Below are 21,993 nucleotides of genomic sequence, written 5' to 3'. Positions count from 1 at the left end.
GGATGACAGTGTGAACGTATTAATTATCGGCAGAGGCGGAAGAGAGCATACCATCGCATGGAAAGTGAATCAAAGCGAACTTGTCAGCCAAGTATTTGTCGCACCCGGCAATGATGGAATGACAGACGCAGCAAAGCTTGTACCGATCGACGAAGGTGATCATGAGGCGTTAATTCGTTTTGCAAAAGACAATAACATCGGCTTAACAATTGTCGGTCCAGAGGTTCCTTTAATTGCAGGTGTCGTCGATGCATTTGAAGAAGCAGGTCTAAAGGTATTTGGACCGAATGCAAAAGCCGCAGTCATTGAAGGCTCAAAAGAATTTGCAAAAGATTTAATGAAAAATTATGATATCCCGACAGCCGCTTATGCCACCTTTACATCGTTTGAAGAAGCGAAGGCATATGTGGAAGAAAAGGGTGCCCCAATTGTCATTAAAGCAGATGGGCTTGCCGCAGGAAAAGGCGTGACTGTGGCAATGACGCTTGAAGAGGCGATCAACTGCCTGCATGACTTTTTAGAGGATGAAAAGTTTGGTGATGCGAGTGCATCGGTTGTCATTGAAGAATTTTTAACAGGTGAAGAGTTTTCTCTGATGGCCTTTGTCAATGGAGAAAAGGTGTATCCGATGGTGATCGCACAGGATCATAAACGGGCATTTGAAGATGACAAAGGACCAAACACCGGCGGGATGGGTGCTTATTCACCGGTTCCACAAATTTCAGATGAAGTCGTACAAAAAGCGGTGGAAGACGTCGTCAAACCAGCAGCTCGCGCGATGGTGCAGGAAGAGCGTTCGTTTACAGGCATTTTATATGCAGGCTTAATGCTAACACCAGAAGGCTCAAAAGTCATTGAGTTCAATGCACGCTTTGGCGACCCTGAAACGCAAGTAGTGCTCCCTCGTCTTGAATCAGATCTAGTCCAAGTATTCCTCGACATTCTAGATGGAAAAGATGTGGACTTGCAGTGGAAAGACACAGCCGCTGTCAGTGTCGTTCTTGCATCAGAAGGATACCCGGAAGACTACGCAAAAGGCACGCCAATCGGTGCTTTGCAAACAACGGTCTCTGATGTCGTGACCTTCCATGCAGGAACGAAAAAGGAAAACGATCAATTCGTCACAAATGGCGGTCGTGTAGCGAATGTGACCGCATTTGACGACACATTCGAAGCGGCAAGATCAAGAGTGTATGAAGCGGTTGAAGAAATCATTCAGTCAGGTTTATTTTATCGCCGTGACATTGGCGCCCGTGCGCTGAAGGCTGCGGGGAAAAACGTTTAATCAAAACACCTTTCTATCTGACGAGATGGAAAGGTGTTTTTTCTTCTTCTGTTCATAGGAGGGATGCGGGCAGATGATGAAGAAGTAGTATGGGATTACGAATAGATTTAGGGAGGAAACATGGAAATCAAAGCATTTATCATCTTTGCAAACGTCATGCTTGTTTTATATCTCATAACTATAAATAACATCATGGTGACTGCCATTAAGCAGAATAAATTGAAAAAAGGCTTTGCCATTAGTTATATGATCCTATCCATTTTTTCTGGTATTGCTATTTCTTCATTTTTAATTTGGAAGTTTTTTTATTAGCTAAGAGGGGAATGAGTATATGGTGCAATTGAAGAAGCTTGCAAACGATCGTTTTTCTGCTTTGATCTGTATGGATTCATTTAACGAGAGAATTCGTTTGGATGATTATAGCGGCAGGGTGCGTGATGTGATTCAGTCCGTGCTTCAGGAAGCGGCGGACTGCAAGGCGTCTAAGGTCATTGTAAAAGTAAGGCGTGAGCATATGCCTCTTTTTTTAGAAAAAGGCTTTCGGCTTGAAGGCGTGTTTTCTCATTATTTTCTCGGAAGTGATGCATGGGGCATGTCGCTCTTTCTGACCGAAGATCGAATGAACAGCCCATTTTGGTTGAAGGAAGATGAAATCGTTGCGTCTATTCAAGAAAAGCCGATTAAAAAAGACCAAGGCGTGTGGCAGGATGAGTATGTGATGAGGAAAGCCGGTCCAGAGGATGTGCACAAGCTGGCAGCGCTCTATGATACGGTCTTTGAAACGTACCCCACGCCAATGAATGAGCCAGATTACATCCGAAAGGTAATGGAGGAAGGGACGGTTTTTTATGCCGTTGAACATGACGGTCAACTTGTAAGTGCCGCTTCTGCTGAAATCAATGTACCGTATGGTCATGCAGAACTAACAGATTGTGCAACCCTTCCCACATACAGAAAACTAGGATTCATGCATCATTTGATTCTAGCCCTCGAACAAGAGCTTCAATCCATGCACATTTATGTCTTTTATTCTCTTGCCCGTGCACTGTCCTATGGAATGAATCAAGTATTTTATCAGCTCGGGTATACATACACCGGACGCTTTCAAAACAACTGCTATATTTTTGACAAAATTGAAGATATGAATCTATGGGTCAAAACGCCAAATGAATCATGAAATGGTTCTCATCTGATCAAGCAGACCAGATAGGCGGTACGCCATGATACTGAGCTGCAGCTTCATCCGATCATCAGTGGATTTGAGGCTGCAGCCTGTTCTCGTTTCAATTTGTTTCAACCGGTAGCTTAACGTATGCCGGTGAATAAACAATTCCCCCGCTGACTTTTGAATATTTTCATTGTGTGCCAAATACACTTCGAGTGTATGAATCAGGTCAGCTCCTTGTTTTTTTGTATAAAGCAGCGGGCTTAACAGCTCCACGTAAAAGTCATGCAAATTCATTCCGGCTTCGTTCATTTCAAGTAGCATACCATATAGACCGAGCTTCTGATAATGAATGATGCTGTCATCTGTTTTCAAAAGAGGAAGAAGCCTTGCTGCATACTGGGCTTCTTTTGCACTTTTGGCAAAGAGACTGATCTGGTCGTAGGCTCTTCCAATGCCAATCACAATGGGATGGACGGGGAAAAAATAAGACCAAGTACTGCGGCATTCTTCTGATGCGCGATACCAATTTGTTTCTTGGAAAGTGCTTTTCCCCGCTGGTGTCAGGACGAAAATGGAATCAAGCCTTGCCTTTAATAAAAAAGGAATTTGTCTGCGTTCAAAAATGGATGTGAGCAATTGGGATAGGCGCTGCACCATTTGATGATCGAGCTGTGTGTGCTGATGCTGAAATTGAAAGTAGATGACGACTTGTTCCTCGCTCATATCATATTGCAGCTTTCTTGCTTGTTCGATGACATAGCTTTCTTCTGTGTATTGCTGCTGCAGCATATCATCCAATAAATGCCCCTGCATTTGGTTTTCTGTATCTTGAATGGCTTTTTGTTTCAACCATTCAATCGCATACACCGCACCGGCATGCTCAATGGCGATGGCATCGAGATGGTGCCATGTCTCTTTTTTCTTTAACGCCACAATGAACCCGAAAATATCCCCCATTGCAATCACGGGGCATGCCGCTAGAACAAACGCACCATATGTGTCATAGACGAGCCGACCTTTTTCCTCTGCCTGCTTGAGCAGAGAAGAGGTTTCAATCGGTTCGTCATCTGTTAGAAAGCCAAAAGCAGGAGAATAGGTCACTTCGTCTGTTTCGAGATGAGCTGCTGTTTGGTGCAAAAACACATCCAGCACCACGATATTTGCTGCTGTGAGATGTGCCAGTTCATCCGTAATTTGCGTGACATTTTTATTGCTCACATTTAAATGGGTCAGTCTTTGATGAATCGCGGAAGAATATTTGAGCTGATGGAGCTGACTGCTGACGATTTGTTCTAAAACGGCTTTTGTGATGTCTGAAAAATTGACATGGGGCGGAATCTCGATGAGCGGAATACCGCTATTTTCGGCGGCTTCAATGAGTGATGCGGGAATTTCCGTTAAGTACACGCCTTTATAGATGGCAATGGCTGAAAGACGATGAGATTGAATCAATTTTTCAAGCCGGATGCGTCTTTCTTTATTTTCTGTCAGTCCAAACCCAGTTGTAACAAGTAATTCTCCTTCTGAAAGTCTAGACGTGTCCTCAATAATTTCCACAATGGTCACCCACTGGATAAGACGATCCAGTCCATTTTCTCCAGCAAGCAGTTTGGTTTCTTTCATCATATCGAGCGAGAGTGCATCTTTGACGAGAATCGCCATAGACTCATGACCTCCTTTTGAACACTCTTATACACCATGTATAAAAAACACGTGTGAAATTCGGGCATATGGCGAATGGAGGATGACTGCCCTCTTGATTAAGCTAATCTTATACCAAGTATACAAAATTTTCTTGCGATTCATGTAAAAAGAAAAGTGCAGCTGCTGACAAGAGAGGGAGGAATGACAAAGTGGAGACCCGGGATTACTTAATCAAACCGATGTTAAATCAGCAATATCCTGTGGCTGTGAGAGGAGAGGGGATTTATTTATATGATCGGGACGGAAAGAAATATATAGATGGCTCATCAGGGGCAGTCACGGCAAGTATTGGACATGGCATACAAGACATTATTGATGCGATGACGGAGCAAGCGAAAAAGGTGAGCTTTACGTACAGGTCACAATTTACGAATGAACCAGCGGAAGAACTAGCGTATGAATTGAGTACACTTTGCCCAGGTGATCTGAACTGGTCTTTTTTTGTAGGGAGCGGTTCAGAGGCAACGGAGACTGCTATGAAAATGGCGATACAGCATTGGCAGGAGCAGGGGAAGACGGAAAAAAATCATATCATCTCAAGATGGATGAGTTACCACGGCATTACATTAGGGGCGCTGTCGATGTCAGGTCATATTGCAAGGAGAGAGCGTTTTGAACCACTGCTTGAAAAGTACCCAGTGCTGTCTCCGCCCTATAGCTACAGGTCATGGCTGCCAAAGGAAGACAGCAAGCAGGTCGAGTGGTATGTCCAGGAATTTAAAACCGTCATCCAGCGTATAGGAAAAGAGAGGATTGCCGCATTGATCGCCGAACCGATTGTTGGCGCAGCGGGAGCGGCGCTCCTGCCGCCAGACGGATATTTCGAAGCGATGAAGCGTGTCTGTGAAGAAAACGACATTTTAATGATCGCAGATGAAGTCATGACGGGCTTTGGACGAACTGGGAAAATGTTTGCGATGGAACACTGGGGCACGGTACCAGATATCATGGTTCTTGGAAAGGGCATGAGCGCAGGTTATTCTCCAATCGCAGCAGTTGTCTCAACGGATCGTGTGATGGCACCGATTATCAGCGGCTCCGGCTCTGTCATGGCAGGGCACACATATAGTGCCAATCCGCTTTCAGCAGCCGTTTCATTAGCGGTCATTCGATATATGAAAAAACATCAGCTTCCCGACCGGGCTGACCTTTCTGGGCGATATCTGATGAATGCTTTAAAAGATCTGCAAGTAAATCATTCCATCATAGGAGATGTGAGAGGGAAGGGATTGCTGATTGGCATTGAGTTTGTCGCAGATCGTTTATCCAAAACGCCATTTCCTGCACATGCTCAGATAACCAATCTCGTCGTTGAAACGGCAAAACAAAATGGACTGCTGGTGTATCCAGCAAGCGCTGGAGAGGATGGAGTCGGAGGCGCAGCGGTTATGATCGCACCGCCGCTTTCCATCACACAGCAGGAAATGGATGAACTGATTGATTTATTCGGGCAGACCATCACACAAGTCGAACAAGAAGTGATCAATCGAGGATTTTTCCCATCTGCTATGTAAGGAGGAACGAACATGAACAAAACTGTGGGTTTGGATGAAGTGATGACGCGATTAAAAGATGGCATGACCATCATGTTTGGCGGATTTGGCGGCGTGGGTTCACCACCATCGTTGATTGATGCCATTTTGGAAGCAAATATTCAAGATCTGACATTGATCGGAAATGATGCAGGTTTCCCGCAAATTGGTGTGGGCCGGCTCATCACAGAAGGAAGAGTGAAAAAAATCATCGCCTCTCATATCGGCTCAAATCCCATTGCCGGACAGAAAATGCAGGCTGGTACATTAGACGTTCATTTTTATCCGCAGGGCATTCTTGCAGAAAAAATCAGAGCAGGCGGAATGGGGCTGGCGGGCATTGTGACAGATGTTGGGATGGATAGCTTGAATCTTGATGAGAAACAATTGGTTGAGCTGAATGGGAAGAATTGTATGTTGGAGCCTGCGCTCACAGCGGATATTGCCATCGTCAATGCCTACAAAGCAGATGAAGTGGGAAACCTCATTTTTGATAAAAGCGCACGGAATACAAACCCGATTGTGGCGATGGCAGGAGACTGGACCATTGCGGAGGCAGAAGAAATTGTGGCAGCGGGGCAGCTCGATCCAGAAGAAATCGTGACGCCAGGCGTATTTGTGAATCAAATCGTGCAATCAAAAGGAGTGAACTGGACATGGGCATGGGAGACATCGATTTAAGACACCGCATTGCCAAAAGAGCAGCACAAGAAATTGAAGATGGCATGATTGTGAATCTTGGGATCGGCATTCCGACCCTAGCAGCAGATTACATTCCATCACATTACGAGGTGTGGCTGCATGCAGAAAACGGCATTATGGGTGCAGGAGCCTCGCCTCTGCAAGGGGAAGAAGATCCGAATTTATGCAATGCCGGCGGTTTTCCCATTACGTTAACAAAGGGCGGCTCGTACATGGACAGTACGACTGCTTTTGGCATCATCCGAAAAGGCATGCTGGATATGACGATTTTGGGTGCACTTGAAGTAAGCAGCCAAGGGGATCTTGCCAATTGGATTGTACCGGGGAAAAGAGTACCGGGTATGGGCGGAGCGATTGAGCTGGCGCAAAAAGCGAAAAAAGTGGTAGTGGTGATGAGCCATCTGGATAAACACGGTCGATCTAAAGTGAAATCGACTTGTACATTGCCCTTAACCGCTAAAGCGTGTGTCGATTTGATTATTACGGATATGGCGGTCATTGAGGTCAAGTCTCAGCTGCTCATTTTACGTGAAGTCATGCCGCCATTTCAGCCGGAAGATGTCATAAGGGCGACTGAAGCGCCATTAATTTTAGCGCCTGATGTCAAATCTGTTGTGTAGAAAGGATGAATGACTTGCAGCCAATGATACGTATCAGAAACTGGATGAAAGAGCATCAGGATGAAGCCATTACGCTTCTTCAGCAAATGGTGCAATGTGACAGCACCCAAGGAAATGAAGAAGACGTGCAGCAGATCGTGGCCAATAAACTGTCCGCCATTGGCTTTGATGTAGACGTTTGGGAAATTGGCGGCGATGAATTACTAGAGCATCCTTATTTTTATTCCCCGCGCCGATCTTTTCAAGGGAGTCCAAACGTTGCTGGGCGATTGAAAGGAAAAGGTGGCGGCAAATCGATTTTATTAAACGGGCACGTAGATGTGGTTCCGGCAGGAGATAAGAATCAATGGACATATCCGCCTTACAGCGGGCATATCATAAACGGGAGACTTTATGGACGCGGGGCAACAGATATGAAAGGTGGAAACGTTTCTTTACTCTTTGCGCTTGAGGCACTGCATGCGCTTCAGATTCCCCTGAAAGGAGATGTGGTGTTTCATAGTGTCGTTGAAGAGGAAAGCGGCGGAGCAGGCACACTTGCAGCAATATTGAAAGGGTACACAGCGGATGCTGCCATCATTCCAGAGCCAAGTCATATGAACATTTTTCCGATTCAGCAAGGATCAAAGTGGTTCAGGCTGCATATTAAAGGAAGGGCAGCTCATGGCGGAACAAGGTATCACGGTGTTTCTGCTATTGAAAAGAGCACGGTGGTCCTTTCTCATATAGCGGCACTAGAAAAAGAAAGAAATCAGCGAGTGACGGAGCCGCTGTTTCAGCATATCCCGATTCCAATTCCAATCAACATTGGGAAAATTCAAGGCGGTGATTGGCCGTCCTCTGTTGCAGATCTTGTCACAATGGAAGGCAGGCTAGGTGTGATGCCAGGTGAGACAGTTGAGCAGGCAGAGAAGGAATTAGAAAATTGGATGACTGGACTCGCGGAAAAGGATGATTGGTTTCAAGAACATCCTGTGGAGGTGGAATGGTTTGGTGCTAGATGGCTTCCAGGGTCAATCGACTCTGATCACCCGCTTTTAGGTCTATTGAAGGAACAATATGAAGAGGTCATGCAGCACCCGCCAAAGGTAGAAGCCGCCCCTTGGGGGACAGACGGCGGATTACTGTCACAAGCAGCGGATATCCCAATCATTGTGTTTGGACCTGGAACGACAGAGCTTGCCCATTTCCCGAATGAATCTATTGAGATCAAACATGTCATTGAAGCAGCAGAAATCATTGCTGGTACGTTGGTCAAATGGTGCGAAGCAGCGGAGTGATTCACACACAAAAAAAGAAGGCTGTCTACTCAGCCTTCTCTTTATGTGTATTCTGCTGCTCACACATATAGGTCACTGGACAAAAACGAAGAATACCAGATCCCAATTTTAATCCGCCGAGCATGATGCCGAAAAGCAGCATTTTACTCCATGGTTTTCGAGCATATAAGGATCCAGCTACAGTACATATCGTCATTCCGCAGGCAATTCTCATGAGCGCTTCCATTAAGCCAAGATTAGGTTTCATTGCAAGTGATTCTCCTTTTTTAAATTATTTTAAGTGTGATTTCAAGAAATTGTAACGTTTCATTAATGCGTAACGTGGTTCGTTATGTTACGATAGGGCTAATACAAATGAAGGAGAGTATGTGAATGTCCGAACGTACTTTTAATTGGAGAAACAATGACATCCGCACACAAATCGATGTAGTCGACTCAAAAATAGTTCCAACACTCCTTTTAACGAATGGACTCGTGCTAAACCCGTTTTTGAAGCAATGGGTGAAGGCAAATATTTGGATACATGATGATCGAATTGTTTATGTCGGAGCAGAGCTTCCTCAAAATAAATCAGCTAAACGTGTGATTGATTGTGAAGGTAAATACATTGTGCCGGGGTATATTGAACCTCACGCGCATCCGTTCCATATTTATAATCCCCAATCACTTGCAGAATATGTGTCTCAATTTGGCACAACAACGATGGTCAGCGATAACTTATTTCTTCTTTTGCAAAGCAATGAAAAGAAAGCGCTTTCCACTCTATGTGAATTAAAAAAGCAGCCATTTCAGTATTTCTGGTGGTCCAGATACGATCTTCAAACCGAGGTCAGGTATGAAGATGAGATGCTTCCTATTAACTATCGGAAAGAATGGATTGATCATCCCGACGTCCTTCAAGGCGGCGAATTAACGAGCTGGCCAAGATTAATGGACGGTGATGATCTCATTTTATATTGCATGCAAGAAACGAAGAAGCAGAGAAAACGAATTGAAGGACATTTCCCTGGGGCTTCTGAGAAAACGCTAACAAAAATGAAGCTGTTTGGAGCGGACAGTGATCATGAAGCAATGAATGCAGACGATGTGCTCAAACGCTTGTCTCTTGGCTATCATGTGTCCTTGCGTCATTCTTCCATCCGCCCAGATTTAGTGAACATTTTAAGAGAGTTGCATGAGCGTGACTTTAGGCACTACGATCACTTTTTCTATACAACAGATGGATCAGCACCTCATTTTTATGAAGAAGGCATGATCAATCGTCTCATTTCCATTGCCCTTGAAGAAGGCGTGCCTACTATTGATGCGTACAATATGGCGACCTTTAACATTGCGAAATACTATCAAATTGATGACTTATTAGGCGTGGTCGGTCCTGGTCGATTGGCTTCTTTGAATATCTTAGATGATCCGATGAATCCAAATCCAGAAACGGTTATTTCTAAAGGGGTGATCCTTAAATTAGAGGGGGAGAACCAGCATCAATTCCAAGAGACAAAATGGGAAAATGGCGGGCTCGAACCATTAGATTTAAGCTATGACCTGACGATGAGTGACTTGCAATTCTCAATGCCGCTCGGTGTCAAAATGCGAAATGCTGTCATTATGGAGCCTTATACAGTGGAGATTGATAACTCTGTCAATCAGCTGTCCTGTGACCATGATCAAAGCTTCTTCAGTCTGATTGATCGAAAAGGCGAGTGGCGCGTGAACACAATGTTAAAAGGATTTGCAAACAAGGTGCAAGGGTTTGTCAGCTCATTTTCAACCACTGGTGACATTTTAGTGATTGGGAAAAATAAAGATGATATGATGCTTGCTCATAAGCGAATGAAAGAAATTGGCGGGGGAATTGTGCTCACAGAAAACGGAAAGATTTTGCATGAAATCCCGCTGCAATTATCAGGCTGTGCATCAGCTGAACCGTTTGAAACGGTTCTTCAGCAGGAGCAAACGTTACGCGAGCTACTCATTGAGCGAGGGTATCCATTTGACTGCCCGATTGATACACTTGTCTTTTTCCAAAGCACACACTTGCCGTATATTCGAGTGACACCAAGAGGAATATTTGATGTCATGAAAAAAACTGTACTCTTTCCGTCTATAATGCGTTAAAATATAACAGAGTGGAGCTGTATCATATTTGCTAGATTTCTGACCGCTGTTATAGGGCAGAAGTGAGCAAGAGATCTCTTCGCTGCTAGATATGGTGACAAAGCATAGGGCTTTGACATGACGAATGAAGTGCCCAATTGTAAAATGAATCTGTCGGTTACGCTGGCCGACCAACATATTTTGAATAATTAAGCAAGGCGGGGCGCAGGTTTGTCGTCTCGCCAAGCTTTCTACACATACTGTTTTTTTAGGGAAAGACTTAACAGAGCAGAAGTGTTCTAGATATCGGAGGCAAACAAGTTTGTCAGATTGTCGCACAAGGAATATGACAAAACTTGTCGAATTTGTTTACGATAAAGAAGCTTCGGCTTACGAAAGAACCTGATAGCATTTTCAGCGTAGAACCAAACCTGTCATGATTCGTTCAAAGCTCATTGCTGAGGTTGAAAAAAATGAGTCAGGAAAGATACCGCTTTCTCGGAAAAGTCAGTGCGAAGCGGTGTGCCAATAGTAAAGGAGAAGATGTATAAAGATGCAAATTGATAAATTAAGGGGCAAAAGCTTAGATCAGCTATTCAACTCCATCTTATCCCTTAAAGACCTGGAAGAATGTTATCGATTTTTTGATGATTTGTGCACCATCAATGAAATCCAATCTTTATCACAGCGTCTTGAAGTAGCGCGTATGCTTCGCGAGGGAAATACGTATCACAAAATTGAAACGGAAACAGGTGCAAGTACAGCCACTATCTCACGTGTCAAACGCTGCTTGAACTACGGAAATGATGCCTATACGATGGCACTTGACCGCGTAGCAGAGCAACAAGCAACGGACGAAACAAAATAAAGCAGCTTTCACTGCAAATATTATTTGTCGTTTTGAAGTTGAACAAAAAAAGCCATTTCATTTGAAATGGCTCTTTTTGATATCATCAAGTTCCCCCATAAACCATCGTTCACCTTCATAGGACACTTCATCGTCATCAGTGATTACTTCCTTAAAACCGATGGTTCGCATATTTTGTGCAACAGATAAATCCCATTCTTTTTGAATATTTCTCTGATCAGAAAGGGGAAGCCATGTCTGATACTTATCTTGTCTGTTGAAGAAATCTTTCACATAAGAATCCCCTTTAAACACAATGATTTGTGAATGCCATAATCCAGGCAGATCGACTGCGACCACGACACGATATATGTCCCCGTCGTTTGGTTTCAAATCAATGAGATGCTCCGCTCTATTCAATAGAGTTTGAATGCATAGACGTTTGATCTTTTTCGGTGTTCTGTTGGACGTCATAAAATCATAAGCCGCTGGTAGAGGCAGGTGCCAGTAGTCAGAAACATTCGCCGGAAACGACTGCGTATGTGCGTTCATTTCTTTTATGATCTGTTGAGTCTTTCGTTTCATACCGCGGACCTTTTTTTCACGCATACTCTTTCTCCTTATCATAGATCTATTAAGTTCTTTATACGTGATTGAGCAAGAATGTCAACGAAAAAAGGTGCGGAAACGCACCTTTTTAAACTAGACAGACTGCTCTGTGCCTGAGAACATAGGGACTTCACTTGTCTGACCGTTTTCTTGTCTAAAAATAATATGTTTTTCGTTAAAATGAATAGGTGATTCAATTCCAGCTGCTGCGCATAAATTAAACAAACCTTCTCTAAGGGACAGGATATAATTGCAGACGCGGTATTTCTTTTCTTCAATGGATAAACCTTTTTGCAGCTTTGGATCTGTGGTGGCAACCCCAACAGGGCATTTATTCGTGTGGCATACTTGCGCCCGAATACAGCCAACCGAGAACATCAATCCCCGTGCGATATTCACAAAATCCGCTCCCATGGAAAGGGCAATGGCGATTTTATCAGGGGAGAGAAGTTTACCAGACGCAAACAGCTTGAGTTGATCTCGAACCCCGTATTTCTTCAAAATTTGATGGACCATCGGCAGTGCGGTGAAAATGGGCAGGCCGGCGGAATCAGCCAGTTCATGAAAGGAAGCACCTGTGCCACCTTCTCCGCCATCCACTGTAATGAAATCAGGATGTTTTCCGCTTTTTTTCATATAGAGAGCAAGCTCCTCGATATCTTCTTTATGTCCAACAACTAGCTTGATTCCAACTGGTTTTCCGCCGATGTTTCGCAGTTGTTCAATAAAATCAAGCATGTCAGGAATGGAGTGAAACATCTCGAACCGGTTCGGACTGTCAATGGATTGGTGTGGCGGCAGTTTACGGATTTGGGCAATTTCTTCTGTGACTTTTTCACCGTCAATGTGTCCCCCGCGTGTTTTCGCTCCTTGTGCTAGCTTGAGTTCAAAGGCTTTTACTTCATCATGCTCACTTTTTTTCTTAAACTCTTCAAACGAAAATGCGCCATCCTCCGTTCGAACCCCAAATAAACCAGGTCCAATCTGGCAAATGATATCGGCGCCCCCTTTGAGATGGTAAGGCGAAAGCCCGCCTTCACCTGTGTTCATCCATGTGCCGCCAGCCATTTTTAAGCCGGAGGATAGAGCCGTAATCGCCCGGTCGCCTAATGAGCCGTAGCTCATGGCTGATTGACCGATTAATCCTTTGACGTGGAAGGGTTTTTGGCACGTATGTTCACCAATGATTTGTACATCTTCTTCATGGAGATAATAAGGTTTTGCTTCGACTTCTTTCGTGTGTTCACTTCTTCTCAGTAAATTGTCTTGATCGATCTGATACACTTTTGTTTGGATTTTTTCAGATTGATCGATGCGTAACTCATCTCGCTGCTTTGGAAATAGGACGTTGCGAATATAGTAACCAGGCTTGTCAAAATCACGTTTTGATCCAAAGCCCATTGTCCGGCTTTTGTACTTCCCAGACATGACAGCTTGCTCGTATTCTCTTCTTGAGAAAGGAAGCTCCTCTCGATCATTTAGAAACAGATATTGACGAAGCTCAGGTCCTATTTTTTCAAAAATGAACCGCAATTTTCCAATGACCGGATAATTTCGTAGGACAGAATGCTCTTCCTGTTTTTCATCTCGCATCCAAATCCAGATGAATAAAATGATTGGTATGATGAAAAAAATCACTAATAATGCGCCAATGACAATGAAAGTTGTTGTCACGAAAATCCCCTCTTTTCTCTATCATTACTGTTGTTATTCCACTTTTCATTGAAAGAGAAACCACTTCAACAGATTGTGACGTTTAGAAATGAAAAGGCGGGGTAACTTACAAATAAGATCATAAGGGGAGGGAACATACATGAATAAGCGTCCGAATGCGTATGTACTTGCAGGATTAGGGGTTGGTGGTGCAGTGTTATTAGCAGTGAAAAATAAACAGCATCTCAAAAAATGGGCAAGCATGTTCCGATCAGATGAAAAGGTTCCTGAAAAAGCTGGACACCCTGATCCATTAGATATTCAAGACAACAAGATGGTCGATGAAGGGGCCATGACATCTGTTCATTATTTTAATGAAGTGAGACAATAGCTTTAAAAAACCGTTTTGACCATTCAAAACGGTTTTTTCTTGTCTTTTTTTTGATGTGATATCGAAGAGGATCGACAATCGTAAAACCGATCAACCCTTCGTGATCAGGCGTCGAGAAAAGAAATTCAATGCCCGATAAATGATAGGTTGAGAGAACTTCCTGATCCGTAAAACGTAAGGAAAGCTCGTCTTCATAAACGGGTGTGTGTTTCAACACCTCTGCTTCTTCTGCAAATAACTCCAGCCCAGCCACTCGGTCCTCTTTGTCGATGTCTACGTTCACACATTCATTCACGTCTAATTCAATGGTTTCTTTGATTGTCCCGATTCGAGGCGGGATGAGATAGATGTATCCGATGTCGATCGTTTGATCATATGTGATGGTTCTTTTCAAATCATTCACCTGCTTGGTCGATAGTCAAATGTTCCTTTCATGTATAATATCATGTGATGAGATGAAGTAGCTCTCATTTCAGTTCAGTATCCATCTATTGATCTCACTCAGCTCCTATTGAAGTGGAGCTTTTCATATAGTCTCCATTCACCTCGCCTAAAGTGAAAATCGACTATTTTCAAAAGAATGAAACTTTTAGCTGAAGGAGGTTACCCATTTTTTGCGGTGTCTGATTTTGTTATAATATTTAAATGGAATGAAACGAATGGAGGAACGTTTTTCATGTATGATGTTACCGAGTGGAAGCATGTCTTTAAACTCGATCCAAATAAAGAGATTTCCGATGAACAACTTGAAGCGATTTGTGAATCCGGTACGGATGCCATTTTAATTGGCGGCAGTGACAACGTGACAGAAGACAACGTGCTGCAACTGATGTCAAAGGTGCGCCGCTTTCTTGTGCCATGTGTCCTTGAAATCTCGACACATGAGATGATTGTGCCTGGCTTTGACCTGTATTTTATCCCCACTGTGTTAAACAGCGCTCATCCTGATTGGATTGTTGGTCTGCATAAGGATGCGATGAAGGAATACGGTGATTTGATGTCAATGGAAGAGATTGTGCCGGAAGGATATGTCATCTTAAACGAAGAGTGTAAAGCGGCTAAGCTGACAGAGGCAAATACGGCACTGGATATAGATGACGTAAGGGCATATGCGAGAGTGGCAGAGCACTTGATGAAACTACCCATCTTTTACTTAGAATACAGCGGGACGCTTGGAGACATAGAGCTTGTGAAAGAAACCAAAGCAGTGCTACATGAAACGGTTCTATTTTATGGCGGCGGTATTGAAAGCGAAGAGCAGGCGAAAGACTTTGCACAGCATGCAGACGTTGTCGTCGTGGGGAACGTCATTTATGACAATTTTAAAGAAGCGTTAAAGACAGTCGACGCAGTGAAAAAGTCATCATAGTCAAACAAGACGAAACGGGTTAAAATAGAACATAAGTTCGAATTGGCGGTGAATGAAATGAATGAAATATCGAATCATCTATTAGAAGGGCTGAATGACGCGCAGAAAGAAGCGGTCAAAGCAACAGACGGGCCGCTGCTACTGATGGCAGGAGCAGGTAGTGGAAAAACACGAGTGCTCACGCATCGAATTGCGTATTTAATGGCAGAAAAGCATGTGGCACCGTGGAATATTTTAGCGATTACCTTTACAAATAAAGCAGCAAGAGAAATGCGTGAGCGTGTACAAGCCATTTTAGGGCCTGGTGCGGATGACATTTGGATCTCTACGTTCCACAGCATGTGTGTACGCATTTTACGACGCGATATTGACCGTATTGGTGTGAATCGCAACTTTTCTATATTAGACACATCTGACCAGCTTTCAGTCATTAAGAACATTTTAAAAGAACGAAATATCGATCCTAAAAAGTTTGATCCACGTAGCATTTTAGGTTCAATCAGTAGTGCAAAAAACGAACTCATTGACGCAGAGGAATACGCAAAAACAGCCGGTGACTTTTACGATCAAGTCGTGAGCGATGTCTACACAGATTATCAAAAACGATTACTCAAAAACCAATCACTCGATTTTGATGATCTTATTATGATGACGATTCGTCTGTTTGAGCGAATTCCTGAAGTATTAGAACACTATCAGCGAAAATTCCAATACATTCATGTCGATGAGTATCAGGATACGAACAGAGCGCAGTACATGCTTGTGAAATTGCTCGCGCAGCGTTTTCAAAATATATGTGTGGTCGGTGACTCGGATCAGTCCATCTACCGCTGGCGTGGAGCGGATATTACAAACATTCTTTCCTTTGAAAAAGATTATCCGTCCAGTGAAGTGATTTTGCTTGAGCAAAATTACAGATCGACTAAACGTATTCTGAATGCCGCAAACACGGTCATTCAAAACAATTCAAACCGCAAGCCAAAAAACCTTTGGACAGAAAATGACGAAGGAGCGAAGATTGCCTATTACCGTGCGGATAATGAATTCGGTGAAGGTCAATTTGTCGCTGGAAAGATTCGTCAGCTTCATCAGAGCGGCAAGCGTAAATTATCTGATTTTGCGATCCTCTATCGAACGAACGCTCAGTCACGTGTCATAGAGGAAACGTTAATGAAGGCGAACATTCAATACAACATCGTCGGTGGCACGAAGTTCTATGACAGAAAAGAGATCAAGGACATTTTGGCATACTTACGCCTTGTGGCAAATCCAGATGACGATATTAGTTTTGCACGCATTGTCAACGTACCAAAGCGTGGAATTGGGGCGACTTCTGTTGATAAAATTGCCGCATACGCAGAAATGAATGATCTCTCTATGTTTGAAGCACTTGGTCAGGTGGATTTCATTGGACTCAGTGCAAGAGCAGCCAATGCACTTGATGAGTTCAAACAGCTCATTGATCAAATGACAAATATGCAGGATTATTTATCTGTCACTGAATTAACGGAAGAGATCCTAGAGAAAACAGGTTACCGTGAAGCGCTGAAGATCGAAAAAACGATTGAAGCACAAAGCCGTTTAGAAAATATTGACGAGTTTCTATCGGTCACTAAAAACTTTGAAGAACAAAATGAAGATAAATCACTTGTCACCTTCCTGACAGACCTCGCCCTCGTCGCAGACATTGATAAGCTGGATGAGGCAGAGGAAGAAGATCAGGATGCGGTCATTTTAATGACCCTCCACGCAGCAAAAGGACTTGAATTCCCTGTTGTGTTCTTAATGGGAATGGAGGAAGGCGTCTTCCCGCACAGCCGTTCATTAATGGAAGATGCAGAGATGGAAGAAGAGCGCCGTCTTGCTTATGTAGGGATCACACGGGCCGAAGAAGAGCTTTATTTATCAAGTGCAAAAATGAGAACGTTATTCGGCCGGACGAACATGAATCTGGAATCACGATTTATCAGAGAAATACCAGCTGATTTATTGGACAACCTAAATGAGAAAAAAGAAACGAAAACACCGTTTGGCCAAACGAGAGAAAGACCGCAAAGACGAGGGCCTGTCTCACGTCCACAAACGCAAACCATTCAAAACACAGGCGGCGGCAGCATTGGCTGGGCTGTCGGTGATAAAGCCGCTCATAAAAAATGGGGCGTTGGCACGGTTGTGAGTGTAAAAGGTAGTGGAGATAGTACAGAGCTTGATATTGCCTTCCCAAGCCCTACAGGCATTAAGCGTCTCCTTGCCGCATTTGCGCCAATCGAAAAGCAATAAACTGATAGGACTGACAAAACGGATGAAGTGAAAGGAAGAAGCAGATGGATAAAGAAGCAGCGAAACGCCGGATCGAGGAACTACACCAGATTTTGAATCAATACAACTACGAATATCACACACTGGATCGTCCAAGTGTTCCTGACGCTGAATATGATGCGCGGATGCGTGAGCTGATCTCTCTGGAGGAAGAATACCCTGATTTAAAAGCAGCGGATTCACCCTCGCAAAGAGTAGGAGGTGCTGTTTTAGACGCCTTCCAAAAAGTACGTCACGGTACACCGATGCTTAGTCTCGGCAATGCGTTTCATGAACAGGACCTTCTTGATTTTGACCGCCGGGTTCGTCAAGCAGTCGGTGACGACGTCGCTTACAATGTCGAGCTGAAAATTGACGGACTCGCTGTTTCTCTCCGTTATGAAAATGGCGTGTTTGTCCGGGGTGCCACGCGGGGTGATGGGACAACAGGTGAGGATATTACCGAGAACCTCAAAACCATTCGTTCCATCCCGCTCAAAATCAATCGGCCTCTGTCGATTGAAGTGAGAGGCGAGGCATTTATGCCAAAACCTTCTTTTGAAGCCCTTAACGAAAAAAGATTACAAAACGAAGAAGAGCCGTTTGCGAACCCGCGTAATGCGGCTGCTGGCTCACTTCGTCAGCTCGATACGAAAATTGCAGCGAAACGAAACCTTGATATCTTCGTCTACAGTATAGCGGAGCTTGATGAAATTGGTGTTGAAACGCAAAGCGCAGGACTTGATCTTCTCGATGAGCTTGGCTTTAAAACGAACAAAGAAAGACGGATGTGCCAAACCATTGAAGAAGTGATCGACCTCATTGAAACACTGAAAACAAAGCGTGCTGATTTCTCATACGAAATCGATGGCATTGTCATTAAAGTCAATTCATTGGCTCAGCAAGAAGAACTAGGCTTCACAGCAAAAAGTCCACGCTGGGCTGTTGCGTACAAATTTCCGGCCGAAGAAGTCGTGACGAAGCTGATTGATATTGAACTAAGTGTGGGGCGTACTGGCGTCATCACCCCAACAGCGATTCTTGAGCCTGTAAAAGTGGCAGGAACGACAGTGCAACGTGCTTCTCTTCATAATGAAGATTTGATCAAAGAGAAGGATATCCGCCTTTTTGATCAAGTGATTGTCAAAAAAGCGGGCGATATTATCCCAGAGGTTGCAGGGGTTCTTGTTGATCAGCGAACAGGAGAAGAAAAGCCGTTTCACATGCCGACTGAATGTCCAGAGTGTCATAGTGAGCTGGTCAGAATTGAAGGAGAAGTTGCGCTGCGGTGCATCAATCCACAATGCCCCGCTCAAATACGTGAAGGACTCATTCACTTTGTGTCTCGTAATGCGATGAATATTGATGGGCTAGGCGAGCGAGTCATTACACAACTTTTCAAAGAACAGCTTGTCTCTCGTGTATCAGACCTTTACCGTTTAACAAAAGAAGAGTTGATTCAGCTAGAACGAATGGGCGAAAAGTCAGTCGATAATTTACTGCGTTCGATCGAGCAATCGAAAGAAAACTCTCTTGAACGGTTATTATTTGGACTTGGTATTCGATTTATTGGTTCTAAAGCAGCGAAGACGTTGGCCATGCACTTTGAGGATATCGATCAGTTAAAACAAGCAACGAAAGAACAATTACTTGAAGTAGATGAAATTGGTGAAAAAATGGCCGATGCAGTCGTCACGTACTTTGAGAAAGAAGAAATACTAGATCTGCTAAATGAACTAAAAGAACTTGGGGTCAATATGACCTACACAGGGCCAAAACCGGTGAAAGTAGAAGAAAGTGATTCCTACTTTGCAGGAAAAACCATTGTGCTGACGGGGAAATTAGAAGAAATGTCTCGTAATGATGCAAAGGCAGCGATCGAAGCATTAGGCGGCAAGTTAGCAGGTAGCGTAAGTAAAAAAACAGACTTAGTCATTGCCGGCGAAGCAGCTGGAAGTAAGCTGACAAAGGCAGAAGAACTCAATATTGAAATTTGGGACGAAGCCAAAATGCTCGAGGAGCTAAAGAAATAAGAGGAGTGTTTTCTATTGAAAAAGTTGCTATTGCTGCTGACAATGCTCACACTGGTATTGTCAGCGTGTGCACCTTTTGGGGGAAAGGATGAGGAAGAGGTCACACAAAAAACGGATGAAACGAAAGAAACAGCGATCATCCCAATGTACAACATCTCTGATTCCTATTACAAAATGGTGCTGCCGTTTAAACAAGGAGCGGCAAGAGGACTAACAGCAGAGCGTCTCAATACACGCTTAGACATTGATGAATTTGAAACAGGACTCATGCGCCTGGCAACAGAATCATTCAATACAAACGACTATCTGTTCCAAGAAGGACAGCATTTAGATGAAGATACTGTTCTCAGCTGGCTTGCCCGTAAAAAAACAGGCAGTGATCTGAAAAAAGCTGAAAAAGAAGACAAAGACTTTAAGAACTTAGGCTTAAACCCTGCTCTTCCAAACTCAGGTTCAACAAAGTCAAAAAATGAAAATAGTCCAATCTACTTAGCTTCCATGCTAGAACATAATTACTTAATCAGAAAAGATAAAAATAGCTTACAGCTTGGCGGGGTTGTCATCGGTCTTGCGCTTAACTCTGTCTATTATTATCGCGAAAATATCGGGGATCCTCAGCAAGAGGTGACCATCGATTCATCGAAAAATTCAAAGAAACTTTTAGCAGAGGGCGAAAAAATTGCGGAACAAGTCATTAAACGACTTCGTCAAATGGACGGACTGCAAAAAGTCCCAGTCATGATTGCCCTTTATAAACAAGCACCAAAATCATCTATTGTTCCAGGAAACTTCATCGCTAAAACTGATGTAAAAGCAGGATCAGCTGATATTGGCAGTTGGGATACGATTAAAGAAGAGAATGTCTTCTTCCCTTCAGATAATGCCAAGAGCAGCTACAAAGATGATTCAGAGCGATTTGACCGCTTCAAGACAAAGGTAGAAGACTACTTCCCGAATTACACAGGTGTGGTAGGCAAAGGTTTCTATAAAAACGGGAACTTGCAAAAAATGAAAGTAGAAATTCCAATGCAATTCTACGGAAAAACAGAAGTCGTGGCATTCACGCAATACTTAACAGGTGAAGTCATGGATTACTATAAGAGCACCAATATAGAAATCAACATCACCTCTTCTGATCAGCAAGAAGCCCTCATCACAAAAAATGCAGAAGACAAAGAACCAACGGTCCATATATATGACTAAATAAAAACCGCCTTTTGGCGGTTTTTTATTTCTAATTAGAGGAATCTTTCAACTTTTGTCAAAGAATGTGAGGAAATCAAAAGGAAAGGCAGGTATGTTGATGCTCATAAAAATGCTGATTACCGTCATGTATAAGTAAAAAGACGATAAAAGGAGAATCAGCATGCATAAAGAAGTAAAAGCACGATACGATGAACAAATGGTCTTAAAGAAAGCGGCTCTACTCTATCATTTTCAGCCAGAACAGGTCATATTTCTAGCCGATGCAGAAAATTATGTGTATGAATATACGGATGAAAAAGGGGCGAGTTATATATTGAAAATTACCCATACCATTCGCCGCTCCCGCACATATATTTTCGGAGAAATGGACTGGATTCGGTACTTATCTCAACATGGAATCTCAGTAGCTAAACCGATTTTATCCGCAAGAGGAAAAGATGTTGAAGCGATTCCCGATCAAGCAGGAGGCGCTTTTTTGCTGAGAGTGTACGAAAAGGCGCCTGGCAGAAAAGTGACCGAAGCAGATTGGAATGGACAGTTGTTTCAAGCGTTAGGAGCCTATACAGGGCGTATGCATCAAACGACTAAACAATATCAAGTGAAAGATCCTCGCTATAAGCGTCAAGAGTGGTATGAGGAGGAGCAATTAAAGCTTGAAACGTATATTCCTTCTGATCAAACGGTTGTGTTGCAGAGAAAAGATGAACTGATGCAAAAGCTTCACCAGCTCCGAATATCCAAGGATGTCTATGGACTGGTGCATGCGGATTTACATCACGGGAACTTCCATTATCATCATGGAGAAATCATTGCATTTGATTTTGATGATTGTGGGTATCACTGGTTTATCAACGATATGAGCATTTTGCTATACAACGTTCTTTGGTATCCGGTGATTCCGTATGAGGATAAAGCTGAATTTACGGGTGAATTTATGAGCCATTTTCTCAAAGGCTATCGACAGGAGAATGAGCTTGATGACGCATGGCTGGCGACAATACCAGATTTCCTTATGCTGCGTCATATGCTTATTTATGGGCTTTTACATCAAGCATTTGATCTCCGAACACTAAGTGCTGACGAAAGTGCCATGCTGGCGCGTTTTCGAAAGGAGATTGAGGACAAAACCCCAATTACGCCTTTTGACTTTCATCAGCTAACAACATAAATCAAAAGCCCCTTGCTGTTTCACATAGCAAGGG

At 43.5% G+C, this 21,993-nt stretch carries 20 protein-coding genes; 15 read left to right on the top strand and 5 right to left on the bottom strand.

Annotation, left to right across the window (positions count from 1 at the left end; translation table 11 throughout):
* Positions 1–10 precede the first annotated feature (10 nt).
* From purD to ablB, 3 genes are all read left to right on the top strand, one after another.
* Complete coding sequence (gene purD, locus EBQ12_RS15980; protein ID WP_125590657.1) at positions 11–1,285, top strand: phosphoribosylamine--glycine ligase; 1,275 nt, start codon at positions 11–13, stop codon at positions 1,283–1,285.
* 120 nt (positions 1,286–1,405) lie between these two features.
* Positions 1,406–1,597, top strand: a complete 192-nt coding sequence (locus EBQ12_RS15975) for a hypothetical protein (RefSeq protein ID WP_017359816.1) — start codon at positions 1,406–1,408, stop codon at positions 1,595–1,597.
* Positions 1,598–1,616: 19 nt separating this feature from the next.
* Positions 1,617–2,462, top strand: coding sequence for a putative beta-lysine N-acetyltransferase (ablB, locus tag EBQ12_RS15970; RefSeq protein ID WP_046342864.1), 846 nt, complete (start codon positions 1,617–1,619; stop codon positions 2,460–2,462).
* On the opposite strand, the gene EBQ12_RS15965 is transcribed toward ablB, so the two are convergent.
* Positions 2,457–4,115 carry a PucR family transcriptional regulator gene (locus EBQ12_RS15965; RefSeq protein WP_125590655.1) on the bottom strand — a complete coding sequence of 553 codons (1,659 nt, stop codon included), beginning with the start codon at positions 4,113–4,115 and terminating at the stop codon, positions 2,457–2,459. The two genes, ablB and EBQ12_RS15965, sit on opposite strands and share 6 nt — an antisense overlap.
* A gap of 191 nt (positions 4,116–4,306) precedes the next feature.
* Here EBQ12_RS15965 and EBQ12_RS15960 point away from each other — a divergent pair, with 191 nt between their 5' ends.
* The 4 genes from EBQ12_RS15960 to EBQ12_RS15945 are packed head-to-tail and all read left to right on the top strand — an operon-like array spanning position 4,307 to position 8,291.
* On the top strand, positions 4,307–5,671 hold the full coding sequence (locus EBQ12_RS15960) for an aspartate aminotransferase family protein (RefSeq protein WP_125590653.1): 1,365 nt from the start codon (positions 4,307–4,309) through the stop codon (positions 5,669–5,671).
* A gap of 12 nt (positions 5,672–5,683) precedes the next feature.
* Positions 5,684–6,370, top strand: coding sequence for a CoA transferase subunit A (locus tag EBQ12_RS15955; protein WP_125590651.1), 687 nt, complete (start codon positions 5,684–5,686; stop codon positions 6,368–6,370).
* Positions 6,346–7,011 carry a 3-oxoacid CoA-transferase subunit B gene (locus EBQ12_RS15950; RefSeq protein ID WP_035391442.1) on the top strand — a complete coding sequence of 222 codons (666 nt, stop codon included), beginning with the start codon at positions 6,346–6,348 and terminating at the stop codon, positions 7,009–7,011. The genes EBQ12_RS15955 and EBQ12_RS15950 overlap by 25 nt, the downstream gene beginning before the upstream one ends.
* Positions 7,012–7,025: 14 nt before the next feature.
* A complete protein-coding gene (locus tag EBQ12_RS15945) occupies positions 7,026–8,291 on the top strand; it encodes a peptidase (RefSeq protein WP_125590649.1) in 1,266 nt (421 codons plus the stop codon).
* 25 nt (positions 8,292–8,316) lie between these two features.
* On the opposite strand, the gene EBQ12_RS15940 is transcribed toward EBQ12_RS15945, so the two are convergent.
* Entirely contained in the window at positions 8,317–8,538 is a 222-nt protein-coding gene (locus tag EBQ12_RS15940) for a YgaP family membrane protein (protein ID WP_008344274.1), read from the bottom strand.
* 125 nt (positions 8,539–8,663) lie between these two features.
* On the opposite strand from EBQ12_RS15940, the gene EBQ12_RS15935 reads away from it, so the two are divergent.
* Positions 8,664–10,406: an adenine deaminase C-terminal domain-containing protein gene (locus tag EBQ12_RS15935; protein WP_041093185.1), complete on the top strand. Its 1,743-nt coding sequence runs from the start codon at positions 8,664–8,666 to the stop codon at positions 10,404–10,406.
* Between the two features lie 532 nt (positions 10,407–10,938).
* Positions 10,939–11,253 (top strand): YerC/YecD family TrpR-related protein, encoded by a 315-nt coding sequence (locus tag EBQ12_RS15930; protein WP_007496879.1) that lies wholly within the window; start codon positions 10,939–10,941, stop codon positions 11,251–11,253.
* A gap of 57 nt (positions 11,254–11,310) precedes the next feature.
* Here the strand turns inward: EBQ12_RS15930 and EBQ12_RS15925 are convergent, their stop codons facing one another.
* Together EBQ12_RS15925 and EBQ12_RS15920 are read right to left on the bottom strand one after the other, a co-directional pair.
* Entirely contained in the window at positions 11,311–11,841 is a 531-nt protein-coding gene (locus tag EBQ12_RS15925) for a DUF3916 domain-containing protein (RefSeq protein WP_125590647.1), read from the bottom strand.
* Positions 11,842–11,934: 93 nt separating this feature from the next.
* The gene (locus EBQ12_RS15920) at positions 11,935–13,515 is read right to left on the bottom strand and encodes an FMN-binding glutamate synthase family protein (RefSeq protein WP_048002157.1); all 1,581 of its coding nucleotides are present in this window, start codon (positions 13,513–13,515) and stop codon (positions 11,935–11,937) included.
* A gap of 139 nt (positions 13,516–13,654) precedes the next feature.
* On the opposite strand from EBQ12_RS15920, the gene EBQ12_RS15915 reads away from it, so the two are divergent.
* Positions 13,655–13,885, top strand: a complete 231-nt coding sequence (locus EBQ12_RS15915) for a hypothetical protein (protein WP_017366762.1) — start codon at positions 13,655–13,657, stop codon at positions 13,883–13,885.
* Here the strand turns inward: EBQ12_RS15915 and EBQ12_RS15910 are convergent.
* Positions 13,866–14,288: a DUF2283 domain-containing protein gene (locus tag EBQ12_RS15910; RefSeq protein WP_230680595.1), complete on the bottom strand. Its 423-nt coding sequence runs from the start codon at positions 14,286–14,288 to the stop codon at positions 13,866–13,868. The genes EBQ12_RS15915 and EBQ12_RS15910 overlap by 20 nt on opposite strands.
* 273 nt (positions 14,289–14,561) lie before the next feature.
* Between EBQ12_RS15910 and pcrB the strand changes: the two genes are divergently transcribed.
* The 5 genes from pcrB (at position 14,562) to EBQ12_RS15885 (ending at position 21,959) form a co-directional block, all read left to right on the top strand.
* The gene (gene pcrB / locus EBQ12_RS15905; RefSeq protein ID WP_008344257.1) at positions 14,562–15,254 is read left to right on the top strand and encodes a heptaprenylglyceryl phosphate synthase; all 693 of its coding nucleotides are present in this window, start codon (positions 14,562–14,564) and stop codon (positions 15,252–15,254) included.
* A 57-nt stretch (positions 15,255–15,311) separates the two neighbouring features.
* A complete protein-coding gene (gene pcrA, locus EBQ12_RS15900) occupies positions 15,312–17,534 on the top strand; it encodes a DNA helicase PcrA (protein WP_017366764.1) in 2,223 nt (740 codons plus the stop codon).
* A 44-nt stretch (positions 17,535–17,578) separates the two neighbouring features.
* Entirely contained in the window at positions 17,579–19,585 is a 2,007-nt protein-coding gene (gene ligA / locus EBQ12_RS15895) for an NAD-dependent DNA ligase LigA (RefSeq protein ID WP_007496867.1), read from the top strand.
* Between the two features lie 15 nt (positions 19,586–19,600).
* Positions 19,601–20,788 carry a CamS family sex pheromone protein gene (locus tag EBQ12_RS15890; protein WP_008344253.1) on the top strand — a complete coding sequence of 396 codons (1,188 nt, stop codon included), beginning with the start codon at positions 19,601–19,603 and terminating at the stop codon, positions 20,786–20,788.
* A gap of 163 nt (positions 20,789–20,951) precedes the next feature.
* Positions 20,952–21,959 (top strand): phosphotransferase enzyme family protein, encoded by a 1,008-nt coding sequence (locus EBQ12_RS15885; RefSeq protein ID WP_048002155.1) that lies wholly within the window; start codon positions 20,952–20,954, stop codon positions 21,957–21,959.
* Positions 21,960–21,993 lie beyond the last annotated feature (34 nt).

The sequence above is a fragment of the Bacillus sp. 2B09 genome, assembly GCF_003946835.1.
GTDB lineage: Bacteria > Bacillota > Bacilli > Bacillales > Bacillaceae > Bacillus > Bacillus altitudinis.
Note: the sequence above shows the minus strand (reverse complement) of the source record. Positions and strands in the feature narration are given on the sequence as shown.